At 55.7% G+C, this 13,949-nt stretch carries 15 protein-coding genes, 1 tRNA gene and 1 rRNA gene; 11 read left to right on the forward strand and 6 right to left on the reverse strand.

Annotation, left to right across the window (positions count from 1 at the left end):
* Positions 1-3: 3 nt before the first annotated feature.
* Entirely contained in the window at positions 4-1,482 is a 1,479-nt protein-coding gene (locus E3E25_RS10990) for a replication factor C large subunit (RefSeq protein WP_167893397.1), read from the forward strand.
* 12 nt (positions 1,483-1,494) lie between these two features.
* Here the strand turns inward: E3E25_RS10990 and E3E25_RS10995 are convergent, their stop codons facing one another.
* Complete coding sequence (locus E3E25_RS10995; RefSeq protein ID WP_167893332.1) at positions 1,495-2,511, reverse strand: class I SAM-dependent methyltransferase family protein; 1,017 nt, start codon at positions 2,509-2,511, stop codon at positions 1,495-1,497.
* A gap of 40 nt (positions 2,512-2,551) precedes the next feature.
* A complete protein-coding gene (gene moaA, locus E3E25_RS11000) occupies positions 2,552-3,478 on the reverse strand; it encodes a GTP 3',8-cyclase MoaA (RefSeq protein ID WP_167893333.1) in 927 nt (308 codons plus the stop codon).
* 127 nt (positions 3,479-3,605) lie between these two features.
* On the opposite strand from moaA, the gene E3E25_RS11005 reads away from it, so the two are divergent.
* Both E3E25_RS11005 and E3E25_RS11010 read left to right on the forward strand, forming a co-directional pair.
* Positions 3,606-4,229, forward strand: a complete 624-nt coding sequence (locus E3E25_RS11005) for a hypothetical protein (RefSeq protein WP_370456687.1) — start codon at positions 3,606-3,608, stop codon at positions 4,227-4,229.
* A gap of 89 nt (positions 4,230-4,318) precedes the next feature.
* Positions 4,319-5,734, forward strand: a complete 1,416-nt coding sequence (locus E3E25_RS11010; protein ID WP_167893398.1) for a ribonuclease E/G — start codon at positions 4,319-4,321, stop codon at positions 5,732-5,734.
* Here E3E25_RS11010 and E3E25_RS11015 read toward each other — a convergent pair.
* Positions 5,719-6,117 (reverse strand): PIN domain-containing protein, encoded by a 399-nt coding sequence (locus tag E3E25_RS11015; protein ID WP_167893334.1) that lies wholly within the window; start codon positions 6,115-6,117, stop codon positions 5,719-5,721. The two genes, E3E25_RS11010 and E3E25_RS11015, sit on opposite strands and share 16 nt — an antisense overlap.
* The gene (locus tag E3E25_RS11020) at positions 6,114-6,338 is read right to left on the reverse strand and encodes an AbrB/MazE/SpoVT family DNA-binding domain-containing protein (RefSeq protein ID WP_167893335.1); all 225 of its coding nucleotides are present in this window, start codon (positions 6,336-6,338) and stop codon (positions 6,114-6,116) included. The genes E3E25_RS11015 and E3E25_RS11020 overlap by 4 nt, the downstream gene beginning before the upstream one ends.
* A gap of 189 nt (positions 6,339-6,527) precedes the next feature.
* Here E3E25_RS11020 and E3E25_RS11025 point away from each other — a divergent pair, with 189 nt between their 5' ends.
* Positions 6,528-7,913: an ATP-binding protein gene (locus E3E25_RS11025; RefSeq protein WP_167893399.1), complete on the forward strand. Its 1,386-nt coding sequence runs from the start codon at positions 6,528-6,530 to the stop codon at positions 7,911-7,913.
* Here the strand turns inward: E3E25_RS11025 and radB are convergent.
* Together radB and E3E25_RS11035 are read right to left on the reverse strand one after the other, a co-directional pair.
* Positions 7,903-8,568 carry a DNA repair and recombination protein RadB gene (gene radB / locus E3E25_RS11030; protein WP_167893336.1) on the reverse strand — a complete coding sequence of 222 codons (666 nt, stop codon included), beginning with the start codon at positions 8,566-8,568 and terminating at the stop codon, positions 7,903-7,905. The two genes, E3E25_RS11025 and radB, sit on opposite strands and share 11 nt — an antisense overlap.
* Positions 8,569-8,579: 11 nt before the next feature.
* Positions 8,580-9,215 (reverse strand): MBL fold metallo-hydrolase, encoded by a 636-nt coding sequence (locus E3E25_RS11035; protein ID WP_167893337.1) that lies wholly within the window; start codon positions 9,213-9,215, stop codon positions 8,580-8,582.
* 131 nt (positions 9,216-9,346) lie between these two features.
* Here E3E25_RS11035 and E3E25_RS11040 point away from each other — a divergent pair, with 131 nt between their 5' ends.
* The 7 genes from E3E25_RS11040 to E3E25_RS11070 all read left to right on the forward strand — a co-directional run bounded on the left by E3E25_RS11040 (position 9,347) and on the right by E3E25_RS11070 (position 13,884).
* Positions 9,347-9,724, forward strand: coding sequence for an ASCH domain-containing protein (locus E3E25_RS11040; RefSeq protein ID WP_167893338.1), 378 nt, complete (start codon positions 9,347-9,349; stop codon positions 9,722-9,724).
* Positions 9,717-10,421, forward strand: coding sequence for a DUF1614 domain-containing protein (locus E3E25_RS11045; protein WP_167893339.1), 705 nt, complete (start codon positions 9,717-9,719; stop codon positions 10,419-10,421). Before E3E25_RS11040 ends, E3E25_RS11045 begins: the two co-directional genes overlap by 8 nt.
* A 56-nt stretch (positions 10,422-10,477) precedes the next feature.
* Positions 10,478-11,317 carry a ribose-phosphate diphosphokinase gene (locus tag E3E25_RS11050; protein WP_167893400.1) on the forward strand — a complete coding sequence of 280 codons (840 nt, stop codon included), beginning with the start codon at positions 10,478-10,480 and terminating at the stop codon, positions 11,315-11,317.
* A 9-nt stretch (positions 11,318-11,326) separates the two neighbouring features.
* A complete protein-coding gene (locus E3E25_RS11055; protein ID WP_206204724.1) occupies positions 11,327-11,620 on the forward strand; it encodes a hypothetical protein in 294 nt (97 codons plus the stop codon).
* Positions 11,611-11,886: a hypothetical protein gene (locus tag E3E25_RS11060; RefSeq protein WP_167893341.1), complete on the forward strand. Its 276-nt coding sequence runs from the start codon at positions 11,611-11,613 to the stop codon at positions 11,884-11,886. Before E3E25_RS11055 ends, E3E25_RS11060 begins: the two co-directional genes overlap by 10 nt.
* Before the next feature lie 380 nt (positions 11,887-12,266).
* Positions 12,267-13,754 (forward strand): 16S ribosomal RNA (locus E3E25_RS11065).
* A 53-nt stretch (positions 13,755-13,807) separates the two neighbouring features.
* Positions 13,808-13,884: transfer RNA gene (locus E3E25_RS11070), tRNA-Ala, on the forward strand.
* Positions 13,885-13,949: the final 65 nt, after the last annotated feature.

The following is a 13,949-nucleotide window of genomic DNA, read 5'->3' on the forward strand; positions in this document are numbered from 1 at the left end:
GCCATGACGGAGATGCCCTGGGTTGAGAAGTACCGGCCGAGGCGCCTGGCGGAGCTGATAAACCAGACCAAGGCCCTGGGACAGGTGAAGGCATGGATAGAGGCGTGGCTCCAGGGCAGTCCGCCGAAGAAGAAGGCGCTGATCCTGGCCGGCCCTCCTGGAACAGGTAAGACGGCGACGGTTTACGCTATAGCCAGGGAGTACGGCTTCGAAATAATCGAGCTCAACGCCAGCGACGAAAGAACCTTTGAGAAGGTGGAGCGCTACGTTCAGGCCGCATACACCCTGGACATCCTGGGGAAGCGGAGGAAGCTCATATTCCTCGATGAGGCAGACAACATGGAGCCGAGCGGCGCTCGCGAAATAGCGAAGCTGATAGACCGGGCAAGGAACCCAATAATAATGAGCGCCAACCACTACTGGGAGGTTCCGAGGGAGGTAAGGAACAAGGCCCAGATCGTTGAATACAAGCGCCTGACCCAGAGGGACATCATAAAGGGGCTCGTGAGGATCCTTCATGCAGAAGGCTTAACCGTTCCGAAGGAGGTGCTCTACGAGATAGCGAAGAGAGCGAACGGCGATCTTCGCGCAGCGATCAACGACCTCCAGACGGTTGTGTCCGGCGGGGTGGAGGATGCCGCCGACGTTCTCGCCTACCGCGACACGGAAAAGAGCGTCTTCCAGGCTCTGGCTCAGCTCTTCGCAACCGACAACGCCAAGAAGGCCAAGCTGGTCGTCCTCGGAGTTGACATGTTCCCCCACGAGCTCCTCCAGTGGATAGACGAGAACCTTCCCTACGTCTACTACAGGCCAGAGGACATAGCGAGGGCCTACGAGGCTCTCAGCAGGGCGGACATATACCTCGGCAGGGCCCAGAGAACGGGGAACTACGGCCTCTGGAAGTACGCCACGGACATGATGACGGCGGGGGTTGCTGTTGCGGGCGTTAAGAGGAAGGGCTTCGTGAGGATTTATCCGCCCAAGACCATAAAGCTCCTCACGGAGAGCAAGGCCGAAAGGGGACTGAGGGACTCGGTACTCAGGAAGATAATGAAGGAGATGCACATGGCGAAGCTCGAAGCCCTGGAGACCCTCAACGTTCTGAAGGCGATATTCGAGTACAATCCGGAGGTGGCGGCGCACTTCGTCGTCTACCTCGACCTTGACCTCAAGGAGGTCGAGTTCATAGTTGGCGATAAAGAGAAGGCTAAGACCATATGGGGCAAGAGCATGAACATCGAAAAGAAGCTCAAGGAGCGGGGTGAGCTTGAGGAGCACGTGAGGGTCGCCGCTGAGATAGGAGGAGAAGAAATTGAGGGGGAGAAAGGAGCCGAAGAAGAGGTGGAGGAAGAGATAAGCGAGGAGGAGCTCCAGAAGGCCGAGGAGGAAATGGAAGCCGTCGGGGAAAGCGAGGGGAAGGTAGACAAGCCCAAGAAGAAGGGCAAGCAGGCGACGCTGTTCGACTTCCTCGGGAAGAAGTGAAGGAATTGCTCTTTATCCCTCTTTTAATTCGATATCGGCGCACACCTTAAATACATGTGGCTTAAAGTCGCTCACCTTCTTCACCCTCACCGAGCAGTCCCTTCCAAGCTTAAGGCACTCGTCGAGGATTCTTGCCCGGAACCTCTCAATCTCCCCCTCATGGACGAAGTCGTAGTAGTGGAGCCATTTCTCGGCCTTGGAGAGAGTCAAAGCCAGTGCATCAACGCCCCTCGGCGTCGGGCTTATCACGCGGTCGTAGCTCGGTAACTCAGGAAGAACCTCGAAGGCATCGCCGTGAATGAACTCTATCTCGCCCCTCAGCCTTTCCCGGTTCAGTTCGATGTTCTCAAGGCCGAGCTCGTAGGCCTCCCTGTTCAGCTCGACGGCGGTTATCTTGACCTTCCTGTACCTCGCTATCACGAGCGCATACGGCAGAACGCCGGCGAAGGGAATGAGAATCCTCTCGCCGTCGCGGACGAGCTGGGCCAATCTGTACCGCTCTCCCTTCATTCTCGGGTTGAAGAAGACCTTTGATAAATCAACCTTTATCCGAACGCCGTTTTCCTTGTGGACTGTTTCCAGCCTCTCCTCACCCCAGATTATTGAGTAGTCCCTTATCCTGAAGGCACCTTCGTGGAAGCCCTTTCTTGCTATCACCTTCAGAAACGGGTGAACCTTCCTCAGGCCCCAGACTATGTCTTCAACGCGGTGCTCAAGCTCTTCTGGAATCTGGATGACCGCTATGTCGCCTATCACGTCGTAGCGCCTCAGGTGCTTCAGCTCTTCTCTGCTCATCCTCTCGGCCAAAACACTCTCAAGGTTCTTGTATATCTGCCTCTCCGGCCTGAGCGGGAGCTCCACCCGGAAAACCTCGTAGCCGAGTCCCTCAATACGGGGGTCGCTGATAACCGGGAGGAGAACATACCCGTTTTCCCTCCTCGGCCTCCTCCTGCCGTCGTAGAGGCCGAGCTTCTTCAGCTTTCTCTTGACGGGTTCTGCCTCCCGTCTAGGAACCTTTACCGCAGGCAAGCTCTCACCGGGAGGAGTTGGGAAAGGGACTTAAAAACGCTTACCTCCAGTAGGGCTCTCTCATAAGAACGGCCCGTCTGAATATCTCGACGAGTTCGGCATCGCTCGCCCCATTTCTTAGGGCAGTGGCGAAGTCTATCAGGTCATTTTTCCTCAGCAGGCAGGTCTTGAACTTGCCGTCGGAGGTAACCCTCAAGCGGGTGCAGTTGGCGCAGAAAACGGTGTTGTGCATCGCTCTGACTACCTCGACCTCAGCTATTCCGTAGTCAGTTGGGACGAAGTACTTCTTTCGCCTGTGCATTCTCCTCTCGCGGATTTCAACGGCCATCTCCTCAAGCTTTCTCTCAACCGGTTTGAGGGGGTAGAAGTACTTTTTAAAAAAGCGCGTCTCCGTGAACTCTCTAGGGGCCTCAAGCTCTATGAGCTGGAGAATTGCCCCGGTCTTTGCCGCAAAGTTCACCATCTCCCATATCTCGCCGTCATTTAGGCCCTTCATCACCGTCATGTTGAGTTTTACCGGGCTGAGGTACTTCACGGCCTCATTGATCCCCTCGATAACGACGTCGAGCATGTCAACGCCTGTGATTCTCCTATACACCTCTGGTCTGAGGCTGTGGAGCGAGACGTTGACCCTGTCCAGGCCGGCCTCCGCCAGCGGTCTGGCCAGTTCCTTTAAGCGGCTCCCGTTGGTCGTCATGGAGAGGTCTCTAAGGTAGGGTTTTATCCGTCTCACAATTTCGATGATGTCCCTCCTCACCGTTGGTTCGCCGCCGGTGAGCTTCACCTTCCTTATTCCGAGTCTTGAGGCTATACGCACAAGCCTTTCTATCTCATGAGGGGTCAGCTCAAGGCTCGCGTTGAAGTGCTGCCCCTCCCTGTGGCAGAAGAAGCAGCGAAAGTTGCAGTCCTGGGTAAGCGAAATCCTCAGATTCGTTACTGGCCTGCCGAAGCGGTCGTAGAGCGTCATTCAACCACCGGGGTGATTAGTATTCCGGCTTAAAAAAAGGTTTTGGGTAAGTGTTTTTGTTTAACTAATTCCCATCGAAAACTACAAGTAGGGGGAGGCGCAAGATTAAGGCCAGGGGGTTTTCCGCATGAACGTTGAGGAGGTTAAGGCCCAACTTTCACACCTCGAGTCGCTTCACTCGGCTTTTGAGAGGCAGTTTCCAGCAATCTATGAGGAACGGGACGGAGAGGCTCTTCTGGAGAAGGTGAGGTCCCTGTACAACATGTCGAGGGAGAAGCTTGAGATAGCGTCATCTCTGTACCGCGAGATGGGGAGCTTTGGCGGTCACATGGAGGAGCAGGCGAAAGAACTGTACCGCAACGAGTACCAGATGAAGTTTCGCCTTGAGGAGATACTCTCTCTCCTGGTCAAAGAGCACGATTACGACACCAGGATAAAGCTCTCGACGGCCCTGGACCGGCTCGTCCAGTTCCACAGGGTTTACGACTACGCGGTTAGAAAGGCACTGGGCGAGATGCTCCGGGAGGTCGAGGGGCTGAGCCTTTTGGCGGGGGGCGAAAAGGAGAAAAAGGTACCCGTTGGTATAATGGAGGAACTCAGAAAAATTAAGAAACTTGAGGCCGAGCTTGAAATCTTAAAGGTTTTCCTGCTCAGGCTTTACACTCATCCGGGGGACGTGCACAAGGTAGAAGAGGCTCTGAGGGACTGGCACTCAAGGGGGACTGCTCTGGGTCGAGGCGAGAAACGTTGAGAAACTCAGCGGCGTTGAGGGGGTTGAGGATATACTTGAAGGGCTCACGCTCATTGGAGTGGTGGAAAAGAAGATGAGGGGTGGTGAAGGTGTCTACAGACACAGGAGTTTCAGTTCGGGTTAGGGGCATCTACTCAACGGCCCTTACAAAGCTCTTCCTCGACAGGGGCTTCGGAATCTCGCAGCCCAGCAACAGGATCGTCGAGAGACTTGGGCTTGAAAAGACCTACGACGAGTTCGATGTTGATGTTTACGACAAGAAGGACCACCACGGAGTAGTTCTCGTTGGAACGAAGGTTGAGGAGGTTAAGGCTGCCCTTGAGGATGAACTCATAGACGTTTTCTTTAGGAGGCTCCCGTACCAGCTCTACGGGATTTACAAGGGAATGGTCGTCAAGAGGGACGAGCGCTACGTCTACATAGACATTGGGAGCGCCATCGGAACAGTGCAGAGAAGCGAACTGCCGCGCGCGATGGAGGGTGACGAGGTTCTCGTTCAGGTTAAGAAGCACAACCTCCTTCCCCAGCTGAGCGTCACCTTAACGATTCCAGGGGACTATGCAGTTCTGATTCCCAAGCCCATAGGCGCGCAGAGGCACGTCAAGATATCCAGAAAGATAAGGGAACAGAGCGAGCGCGAGCGGTTGCGCATCCTAGGCCTAAGCATAGACCTGGGAGAATGGGGAATCCTCTGGAGAACGGCCGCAGCTTATAAAGACTGGAACACCCTCCGTGATGAGATAATAAACCTCTCCAAGCTTGCCGACCGGCTCAAGAAGGCTGATTCATACACGGCTCCCTCACTCATCATCGAGGGGAGGAACATCTACGAGGTCGAGTTTGGCGGAGGGGCCAAAAGAAAGCTCGATGAGATCAGGAACAAGGTCGTGCCAACCGTTGAGGGCCACCACCAGCTGAAGGCCTACGATCCCGAGCTGAGCTTCGCTGTGGACATAGCGGAGGGAATTCTCTCAAAGGTTCCCGCCCAGAGAGAGAAGGTAAAGACCGGCTTCTGGGAGGCTCTCATAACCAACAAGGGGCCGAAGAAGGGCTGGCTCTTCAGCCTTGAGCACTACAAGCCCGACGGGCAGAGGATAAAGATAGGGCCCGGTGAGATACTTGAGGTCTCGATGAACCCGCTGAAGATAACCTTCAAGCGCCACCTGAAGCCAGGGAAGTTCTACGACGGGCTGGACATACCCATAGAGTTCGGTGATTACGTCATAACGGAGATAGAGGCCGGAAAGTGGTGGTTCGTGCACCGCTACTACGACCGCAACGGCAACCTCAAGGGCGAGTACTACAACATCAACACGCCGGTGGAGATATACCCCGACAGGGCACGCTACATAGACCTTGAAGTGGACATCGTTAAATGGCCGGACGGCAAAAAGGAGATAATAGACAAGGAGAAGCTGACCGAGCACTACGAGGAGGGCATAATTACCGAGAAGCTCTACCGCTCTGTCCTCAGAATAGTCCAGGAGGTTTACGAGAGGGTTTGAGGCAGGGTTTTGATGCCCAGCTTTTCCGCTTCTTTTTTCAGTCTCTTATCGTACGTGGCGAGCTTTTTAAAATCCTCCGCTGTGGCAAGGATTACCATGTCGTTAAAGCGTTTTGGGTTCTTGGTCAGTTCCAGCGCGCGTTTTGTGTATTTACCGCCGTCACCGATTACCTTCGTCCTCGGACTGTTTAGGATTGAGGAGATGACCTCCATTATTTCCTCACTTTTATAACCTTCCTCCCTGAAGAACCAGTAGAGTTCGTAAAGGACTATGCTGGGGACAACCCATCTCTCCAGCCCGGCCAGCAGTTTCCTCGCTTCTCCGTTGAACTCGGAATCTTTGAGAACCGCGTACACGAAGACGTTGGTGTCTATCACCGTCATTCCTCTTCACCCTGCCCCCTTCTTATGGCCTCTTCGATGTCTTCCACCTTCAACCCCTTTCCTCCCGGAAGAAGGGGAAGCTCAAGTTCACTTTTTTTGAGCACTACCTTTCCGTCTTCAACATCGACCACTAGAACGTCCCCTACCCTAATCCCCAGCTTCTTCCTAACATCGCTTGGTATAGTAATCTGATAGTTTCTAGTTACTTTTGTGAGCCCCATAGTCTCACCAAATATAGTTGGAACGTGGCGATAAAAAGTTTTCTGGAAACTTTCAATCTCAATTTTTAGCACTTATTGAAGCGGACGATTGAACTCGTAAGGGAGCTTGAGAAAATAGATCCGAAGTTTTGATTTTCTTTTCCGCAACCCTTAAATATTACCAAATCAGTAATATACCAGGTGGGTAATATGTTCTACGACAGGGAGCGCGAGCTGTGGAAGCTCAACGAGGTTTATTCTTTTCCCGGTTCGAGTTTTCTGGTAATCTACGGCAGGCGGAGGGTGGGAAAGACGGCCTTGGTGAGGGAATTCCTAAAAGACAAACCCGGTCTCTACTTCTTCGTCGGTGAAAAGGACGAAAAGCTGCTCCTTGAGGAATGGTCGCGCGAGATCGTGGAGAGGCTCTCCGATTACCTCCCCTCCTATGTGAAGCCGCGATTTTCTTCCCTCGAAGAGCTGGTAGGGTTTCTCCTGGACTTCTCACGCGAGAGAAGGCTCGTGGTGGTGTTCGATGAGTTCCAGAACTTCAAGGCGGTTAAGCCCTCTTTCTTTTCATCCCTCCAGGAGCTCTGGGATGAGAAAAAGGACGGCTCAAACCTGATGCTCATTGCAGTAGGCTCGTACGTCGGCATGATTAAGCGAATCTTCATGGACAGAAAGGAGCCCCTCTTCGGTAGGGCCGACGAGTGGATGAAGCTCAAGCCCTTCGACTTCTGGAGGGCTTACGGTTTTGTGCGCTCTATGGCTGATGTGAACCCAAGGCACTTTGTTGAGTTCTATTCGGCTTTAGGGGGAATGCCGAGGTATCTTCTCTATCTTCCGCGCTACTATCGCGGAGACTCGGTTGAGACTCTCGGGAGGCTTTTCTTTGACGAGTTCGCCCCGCTCAGGGAGGAGGGATTGAACGTCCTTAAACTTGAGTTCGGCAGGTTCTATCGCTCTTACTTTTCGATTCTCGAAGCAGTCAGCCTCGGCTACGTTACGCCCAAGGAGATAAGCGACAAAACGGGCATGAAGCCGCTGACGGTGGGCAAATACCTCAGCGAGCTGACCAATCACTACGAGTACCTGGTTAGGGAGGTGCCAGTTACCGAGAACCCGCTGAAGACGAGGAAGGTAGCCTATAAGATAAGTGACGAGTTCTTCAGCTTCTGGTTCCGCTTTATTTATCACAACTACACGGCCCTTGAGGAGAATCCAGATAGGGTTTTTGAGCGCTTTAGAGCGGAGTTTCCCGCCTTCGTTGGTGAAACCTACGAGAGAATAGCGAGGGAGTTCGTGAAAAGGCTTGACCTCGGTTTTAAGCCGGAGCGCGTTGGCAGGTGGTGGCACAGGGGGGAGGAGATAGACGTGGTGGCATACGACCGGCAAAACGTTGCCCTCTTCGAGGTAAAGTGGAAGAACCTAAGCCAGAGGGATGCAAAGAGAGTTCTGAAAGCCCTTGAGAAAAAGGCAGAACTCCTACCTCTGAGGGGAAACTATAGGTTCGGCGTCATAGCGAGGAAGCTTGAGGATAAAGACTGGCTCAGGAAGGAGGGCTTTTTGGCCTTTGGCCTTGAGGATATCATTCGCTGACGTCCTCAATTCCCTTCTCCGTTATCCTGAAGTAGACCATTCCTCCTTCTGGCCTGAACCTGTGTCTTTCTAGGATCGCTACCCTCAGCCCCGGTGTGCTGAGCTTATCGAGCCTTAAAATGTCCTTCGTCCGGTAGTTGAGGGTGTGCTCGGCAACGGGTTTCATTCTCTCCGCCCGGCTGTCGAAGTGAACCTGGTTAATGACTATCACCGGAATGCGGTTTCTTCTGGCTATCCAGAGGAGAACCTGGAGCTGTTTGCCGAGCTCAGCGGTGAGGTTCCTTCTGTGCTCTTCTACACGGTAATGGGCCGTTATGGAGTCCACAACAACGAGGGAAAAGGAGCCGTCAAGGACCTTCTTCAGGCTTCCTATGGTACGCCTCTGCTCCTTGAAGTCCGATGGCGTGAAGAGGATGAACCTCTGGAGTGCCTCTTCTGGGTCTAACCCCCTCGCCTCAGCCATCTGGCTCAGTCTTTCGGGAGAAAATCCCCCCTCGGTATCGACGTAGGCGACCTTTCCAGGACTCAGGAGGCCGACCTGCACTGCGAGCGTCGTCTTTCCGGTGGCAAAGCTCCCGTAAATTTGTGTCAGTACCCCCTCGGCTATCCCGCCGCCGAGAAGCTCGTCGAGTGATTTTACCCCCGTGGTGAGCATCAGCCCCACCGCTAGAGGGTGAGCTCTTCGTAGAGCTCCATGGGGCGGACCATGACCCATATGCGCTTTTTCTTCAGCTCGTCCTGGAGTTTTTCGACGCTTCCCGTGCCGTATACTCCGTAGTGCATCGGGATGACGATTCTGGGCCTTATGTCCTCGATTATCTGCGCCGCCTCGCGCTCGTTGGCCGTTGAGCGGCCGCTGATGGGCACCAGGAGAACGTCCACCTTTCCCCGGAGCTTCTGCAGGACGGGCGTTGAATAGGTGTCCCCCGTGTGGAACAGTCTCTTGTCCCCCTGGATCAGGTAACCAACGGGATACTGGCTCGATGGGTGCTCCATGTAGATGGCGGTGACCTTAACGCCGTTCCCGAGCTCTATCGTCTGGCCTTCCTCTATCTCCTTTACCTTCGTCACTCCATCGCTGATGGCCATCATATAGACGGGCTTCGGGCCTATCACGGTCGCATCGCGGAGCCTTGAGAGCAATTCCACCTTGCCATAGTGGTCAACGTGCTCGTGGGTTATCAGTATGTAGTCGACTTCGCCTATCCTGTCGTCGTCAACCTCTGGATACGGGTCGATGAGCAGTCTCACACCATTCGTCTCGACCCAAAAGCACGCGTGTCCGTACCAGATAATCTTCATCGGTGATACCTCCTCCAATGGGTTCGGTGAGGTGGACTTAAAGTTTTTCATTGGAGCTTCTTTTTGGAAATCTGGCAAGCTTCGGAAAATCCGGCGTAGGTTTTATATACTTCGTTTTCGTCACCATACTGATGTGCGCCGAGAATTCAAACCGCAAAAAGGGTCTGATAGTTCGCGAACCCTTTGCGACCCTCATAGCGGAAGGAAAGAAGGTCTGGGAGATTAGAAAATCCCGGACGAGGATTAGGGGTGAGGTTCTTATTCTCGCCGGCGGCAGGGCGGTTGGAAGTGCGGAGCTCGTTGACGTTCTCGGCCCGTTCACTGCGGAGGAGCTGGCTCAGCACTCTGACAAGCACCTCGTTGACTTGGAATTTCTGAGGAAATACTCCAAAGGCAAGCTCCTCTACGCCTGGGTCTTCAGCAACGCGAAAAAATTCAATGGGCCGAGGAAAGTCCGCATCGCGAGAGGCGCCCAGGTCTGGGCCAACGTGGTGGTGGAGGATGAATAAGAGGCGCTTCATAATTCCACCCGTTTCGCTTCCGGTTCTCCTTCTAATATTCCTTCTCCTCCTGGCGGTTTTCGTAGTCTTCTCCAGCATAGTCATGGCCGCCTTTGAGAAGCTTGGAATCCCCCCTGAGGTGGCCTATGCCCTCTTCCTCTTCGCCCTCCTAGGGAGCTTCATCAACATCCCCATAGCAGAGGAGGTCTCCTACGAGCCCATCGTCGCCCTTAGGGAGGTTCGCTTCTTCGGCATCTCCTACCCAGTCCCCTACTTCGACTGGGCTGAGAAGAGGGTGATAATAGCGATAAACGTCGGCGGGGCACTGGTTCCCATCAGCATCGTTATGTACGAAATCTTCAGGCTTCTCTACTTCGGTCAATTCGGGTTGCTTTTCAACACGGCACTTGCGACTGTGATAGCGGCCCTCTTCAGCCACGCCTTCGCCAGACCCGTCAGGGGTCTGGGGATAGCGATGCCAATGTTCCTTCCCCCGCTGATAGCCATGACCCTAGGCTGGCTTCTGGGAGATGGCAATCCTAATCTGGTAGCCTACGTCAGCGGAACGATGGGGGTGCTTATAGGGGCGGACGTTATGAACTGGGGAAAGATCAAGAACCTCGGTGCGCCGATGGTCAGCATAGGTGGGGCTGGAACCTTCGACGGAATATTCCTCGCGGGTGTTATTGCCGTCCTTCTGGTATAACGGTGGGTTTATAAGCTCCCGGTTGAACACTTCAACGGCAAAACGAGGTGATGCCCATGTTCGTGGTTGGGAGCGGTGCCAGGCATCTGGAGGATGAGCTGAGAGCTCTCGGCGGTGAGGTTCTCAACGTTGAAATAAAGCGGTTCCCGGACGGTGAGAAGTACGTTAGGGTCATGGGTTCTTCGGAGGAGGTTACGGTTGTTCAGTCCACTTTTGCCCCCCAGGACGAGCATCTGGTCGAACTCATCCTGCTCGCTGATGCGCTGCGCGAGAGGGGAGTTCAGAAGCTCAGGGCGGTCGTTCCGTACCTTGCCTACTCGAGACAGGATAGGGTCACGAAGGACGGCGAGCCTGTAAGCGTGAGGGCGGTGATGAGAACCCTCGCGGTTTACTACGACGAGCTCTACGTCTTTGACCTTCACAACCCCGAAACGCTGAGGTTTTTCCCCGGGAAGGCAGTCAACCTTTCCCCAGCGAGGGCTGTAGCCGAGTACTTTGGCGAGAAGCTCGGTGAGGGCGTTGTTCTCGCCCCTGACAAAGGCGCCCTTGGAAGGGCAAAGGCCGTTGCCGAAAAGCTGGGCCTTGAGTACAGCCACTTCCACAAGGTTCGCATCTCTCCGACGGAGGTTCAGATGAAGCCGGTTGACGTTGATGTTAAGGGAAAGAACGTGCTCATAGTTGACGACATCATAAGCACGGGAGGGACCATGATCAGGGCCGCAAACCTGCTCAGGGACATGGGCGCGGAGAAAGTTTTCGTCGCTGCAACTCACGGAGTTTTTGCGGAAGGGGCAATAGAGAGGGTGAGCAAAGCCGTTGACGAGCTCGCCGTCACGAACACCATACCCACTCCCGTCTCAAAGATAAGCATAGTGCCCGATATACTGAAGCTGTGAGGTGGGGCAATGGCCAGGGCGTCTTCTCTCATCGCCCCCTTAACCTTTCTGACATTTTTTGGAGCCGGATTCTTAATGGTGGTTTCTTTCTTCGTGGTTGATAGTCTGGGATCGGTGATTCCCTTCGCGGACGGCTTCTCCATGGTCCTCTCTCTTCTGATTCTCCTCCCGCTGACGAAGCATCTCTTCATCTCTATTGGGGTGGAGGACGGAAACGCCGGAAAGCTTGCCCTCCTGGTCGGCCTCCTCGCGGTTCTGGTGTTCTACGTGACAATACCGAGGGCCTGCGGGTGGTGCCGCTGATGAAGAGAATCACAATCTATACCATTGGTTTCGTCCTCATGACGCTTATCGCGGCAGTTAATTTCGTCCTCTTTGTGGGGAGGCTTGCTCCATTGAGGGGACGGTGGATTCCTTTCTTGGTTTCACTTCCGATGGTGGCACTCGGCGGCTACGTTGGGTGGGCAACGGGAAGGGGTCTCGGGCTGAGTCACGATGATGCGGTCGAGATGGGAGTTGTTGTTTCAGTGGTCTCTGGTTTTCTGCTCCTCGTCTTTTTCACCCTCTGACCGTGCAAAAATTTTTGACATTTTAATGTCTAATATTGTGCAATTTAACGGCGTCTTTTGACAGCTCCTTTTTCAAAAATCTGACCAAAAATCCGTTTTGCAAAAATTTTTCACTGTGGGGGTTCACCCCTATTGGGTGGAGCGCCCGAACAGGGCGCGAAACACCCGGGCGCCAAGACGGCGGCGTCGGGGGGACAGGGTGCAAAGCACCCACTCATGAACCCCGCCCTCCAGCCCGGGTCACAAAAGGTGCGCTCCCGAGGAAACGCCGAAAGGCGGACCCCTCGGGGGTAAGGCAGGCCCGACATCCCGACTAAACCCCGGACGGATATTTGGTACTTCCCCTTGAGGGAAGTCCCACCGGCCGTACTCCTTGCTCAATTCCGGTTGATCCTGCCGGAGGCCACTGCTATGGGGGTCCGACTAAGCCATGCGAGTCATGGGGCGCGCTCTGCGCGCACCGGCGGACGGCTCAGTAACACGTCGGTAACCTACCCTCGGGAGGGGGATAACCCCGGGAAACTGGGGCTAATCCCCCATAGGCCTGAGGTACTGGAAGGTCCTCAGGCCGAAAGGGGCTTTGCCCGCCCGAGGATGGGCCGGCGGCCGATTAGGTAGTTGGTGGGGTAACGGCCCACCAAGCCGAAGATCGGTACGGGCCATGAGAGTGGGAGCCCGGAGATGGACACTGAGACACGGGTCCAGGCCCTACGGGGCGCAGCAGGCGCGAAACCTCCGCAATGCGGGCAACCGCGACGGGGGGACCCCCAGTGCCGTGGCATCGCCACGGCTTTTCCGGAGTGTAAAAAGCTCCGGGAATAAGGGCTGGGCAAGGCCGGTGGCAGCCGCCGCGGTAATACCGGCGGCCCGAGTGGTGGCCGCTATTATTGGGCCTAAAGCGTCCGTAGCCGGGCCCGTAAGTCCCTGGCGAAATCCCACGGCTCAACCGTGGGGCTTGCTGGGGATACTGCGGGCCTTGGGACCGGGAGAGGCCGGGGGTACCCCTGGGGTAGGGGTGAAATCCTATAATCCCAGGGGGACCGCCAGTGGCGAAGGCGCCCGGCTGGAACGGGTCCGACGGTGAGGGACGAAGGCCAGGGGAGCGAACCGGATTAGATACCCGGGTAGTCCTGGCTGTAAAGGATGCGGGCTAGGTGTCGGGCGAGCTTCGAGCTCGCCCGGTGCCGAAGGGAAGCCGTTAAGCCCGCCGCCTGGGGAGTACGGCCGCAAGGCTGAAACTTAAAGGAATTGGCGGGGGAGCACTACAAGGGGTGGAGCGTGCGGTTTAATTGGATTCAACGCCGGGAACCTCACCGGGGGCGACGGCAGGATGAAGGCCAGGCTGAAGGTCTTGCCGGACACGCCGAGAGGAGGTGCATGGCCGCCGTCAGCTCGTACCGTGAGGCGTCCACTTAAGTGTGGTAACGAGCGAGACCCGCGCCCCCAGTTGCCAGTCCTCCCCGCTGGGGAGGAGGCACTCTGGGGGGACCGCCGGCGATAAGCCGGAGGAAGGAGCGGGCGACGGTAGGTCAGTATGCCCCGAAACCCCCGGGCTACACGCGCGCTACAATGGGCGGGACAATGGGATCCGACCCCGAAAGGGGAAGGGAATCCCCTAAACCCGCCCCCAGTTCGGATCGCGGGCTGCAACTCGCCCGCGTGAAGCTGGAATCCCTAGTACCCGCGTGTCATCATCGCGCGGCGAATACGTCCCTGCTCCTTGCACACACCGCCCGTCACTCCACCCGAGCGGGGTCTGGATGAGGCCTGATCTCCCTTCGGGGAGGTCGGGTCGAGTCTGGGCTCCGTGAGGGGGGAGAAGTCGTAACAAGGTAGCCGTAGGGGAACCTACGGCTCGATCACCTCCTATCGCCGGAAAATCCGTCCGGGGGGTCTAAGGGATGTCGGGCCTGCCATCCGTGGGCCGGTAGCTCAGCCTGGGAGAGCGTCGGCTTTGCAAGCCGAAGGCCCCGGGTTCGAATCCCGGCCGGTCCACCACGAAGAGGTGCACATCCCAAGCGAAGCTTGGGGTGGAAGGGTCCTAGGCCCCGAACAGGGGTCAC

It is taken from the genome of Thermococcus sp. MAR1 (assembly GCF_012027305.1).
In the GTDB taxonomy this organism is placed as follows: Archaea; Methanobacteriota_B; Thermococci; order Thermococcales; family Thermococcaceae; genus Thermococcus.

Excerpts from the sequence above, each read along its gene's own strand:
- E3E25_RS10990 (WP_167893397.1), top strand. The coding sequence starts at position 4 with ATGACGGAGATGCCCTGGGTTGAGAAGTACCGGCCGAGGCGCCTGGCG.
- E3E25_RS11020 (WP_167893335.1), bottom strand. The coding sequence starts at position 6,338 with ATGGGGCTCACAAAAGTAACTAGAAACTATCAGATTACTATACCAAGC.
- E3E25_RS11050 (WP_167893400.1), top strand. The coding sequence starts at position 10,478 with ATGTTCGTGGTTGGGAGCGGTGCCAGGCATCTGGAGGATGAGCTGAGA.
- E3E25_RS11045 (WP_167893339.1), top strand. The coding sequence starts at position 9,717 with ATGAATAAGAGGCGCTTCATAATTCCACCCGTTTCGCTTCCGGTTCTC.
- E3E25_RS11035 (WP_167893337.1), bottom strand. The coding sequence starts at position 9,215 with ATGAAGATTATCTGGTACGGACACGCGTGCTTTTGGGTCGAGACGAAT.
- E3E25_RS11005 (WP_370456687.1), top strand. The coding sequence starts at position 3,606 with ATGAACGTTGAGGAGGTTAAGGCCCAACTTTCACACCTCGAGTCGCTT.
- E3E25_RS11015 (WP_167893334.1), bottom strand. The coding sequence starts at position 6,117 with ATGACGGTGATAGACACCAACGTCTTCGTGTACGCGGTTCTCAAAGAT.
- moaA (WP_167893333.1), bottom strand. The coding sequence starts at position 3,478 with ATGACGCTCTACGACCGCTTCGGCAGGCCAGTAACGAATCTGAGGATT.
- radB (WP_167893336.1), bottom strand. The coding sequence starts at position 8,568 with ATGCTCACCACGGGGGTAAAATCACTCGACGAGCTTCTCGGCGGCGGG.
- E3E25_RS11040 (WP_167893338.1), top strand. The coding sequence starts at position 9,347 with ATGTGCGCCGAGAATTCAAACCGCAAAAAGGGTCTGATAGTTCGCGAA.
- E3E25_RS11025 (WP_167893399.1), top strand. The coding sequence starts at position 6,528 with ATGTTCTACGACAGGGAGCGCGAGCTGTGGAAGCTCAACGAGGTTTAT.
- E3E25_RS11055 (WP_206204724.1), top strand. The coding sequence starts at position 11,327 with ATGGCCAGGGCGTCTTCTCTCATCGCCCCCTTAACCTTTCTGACATTT.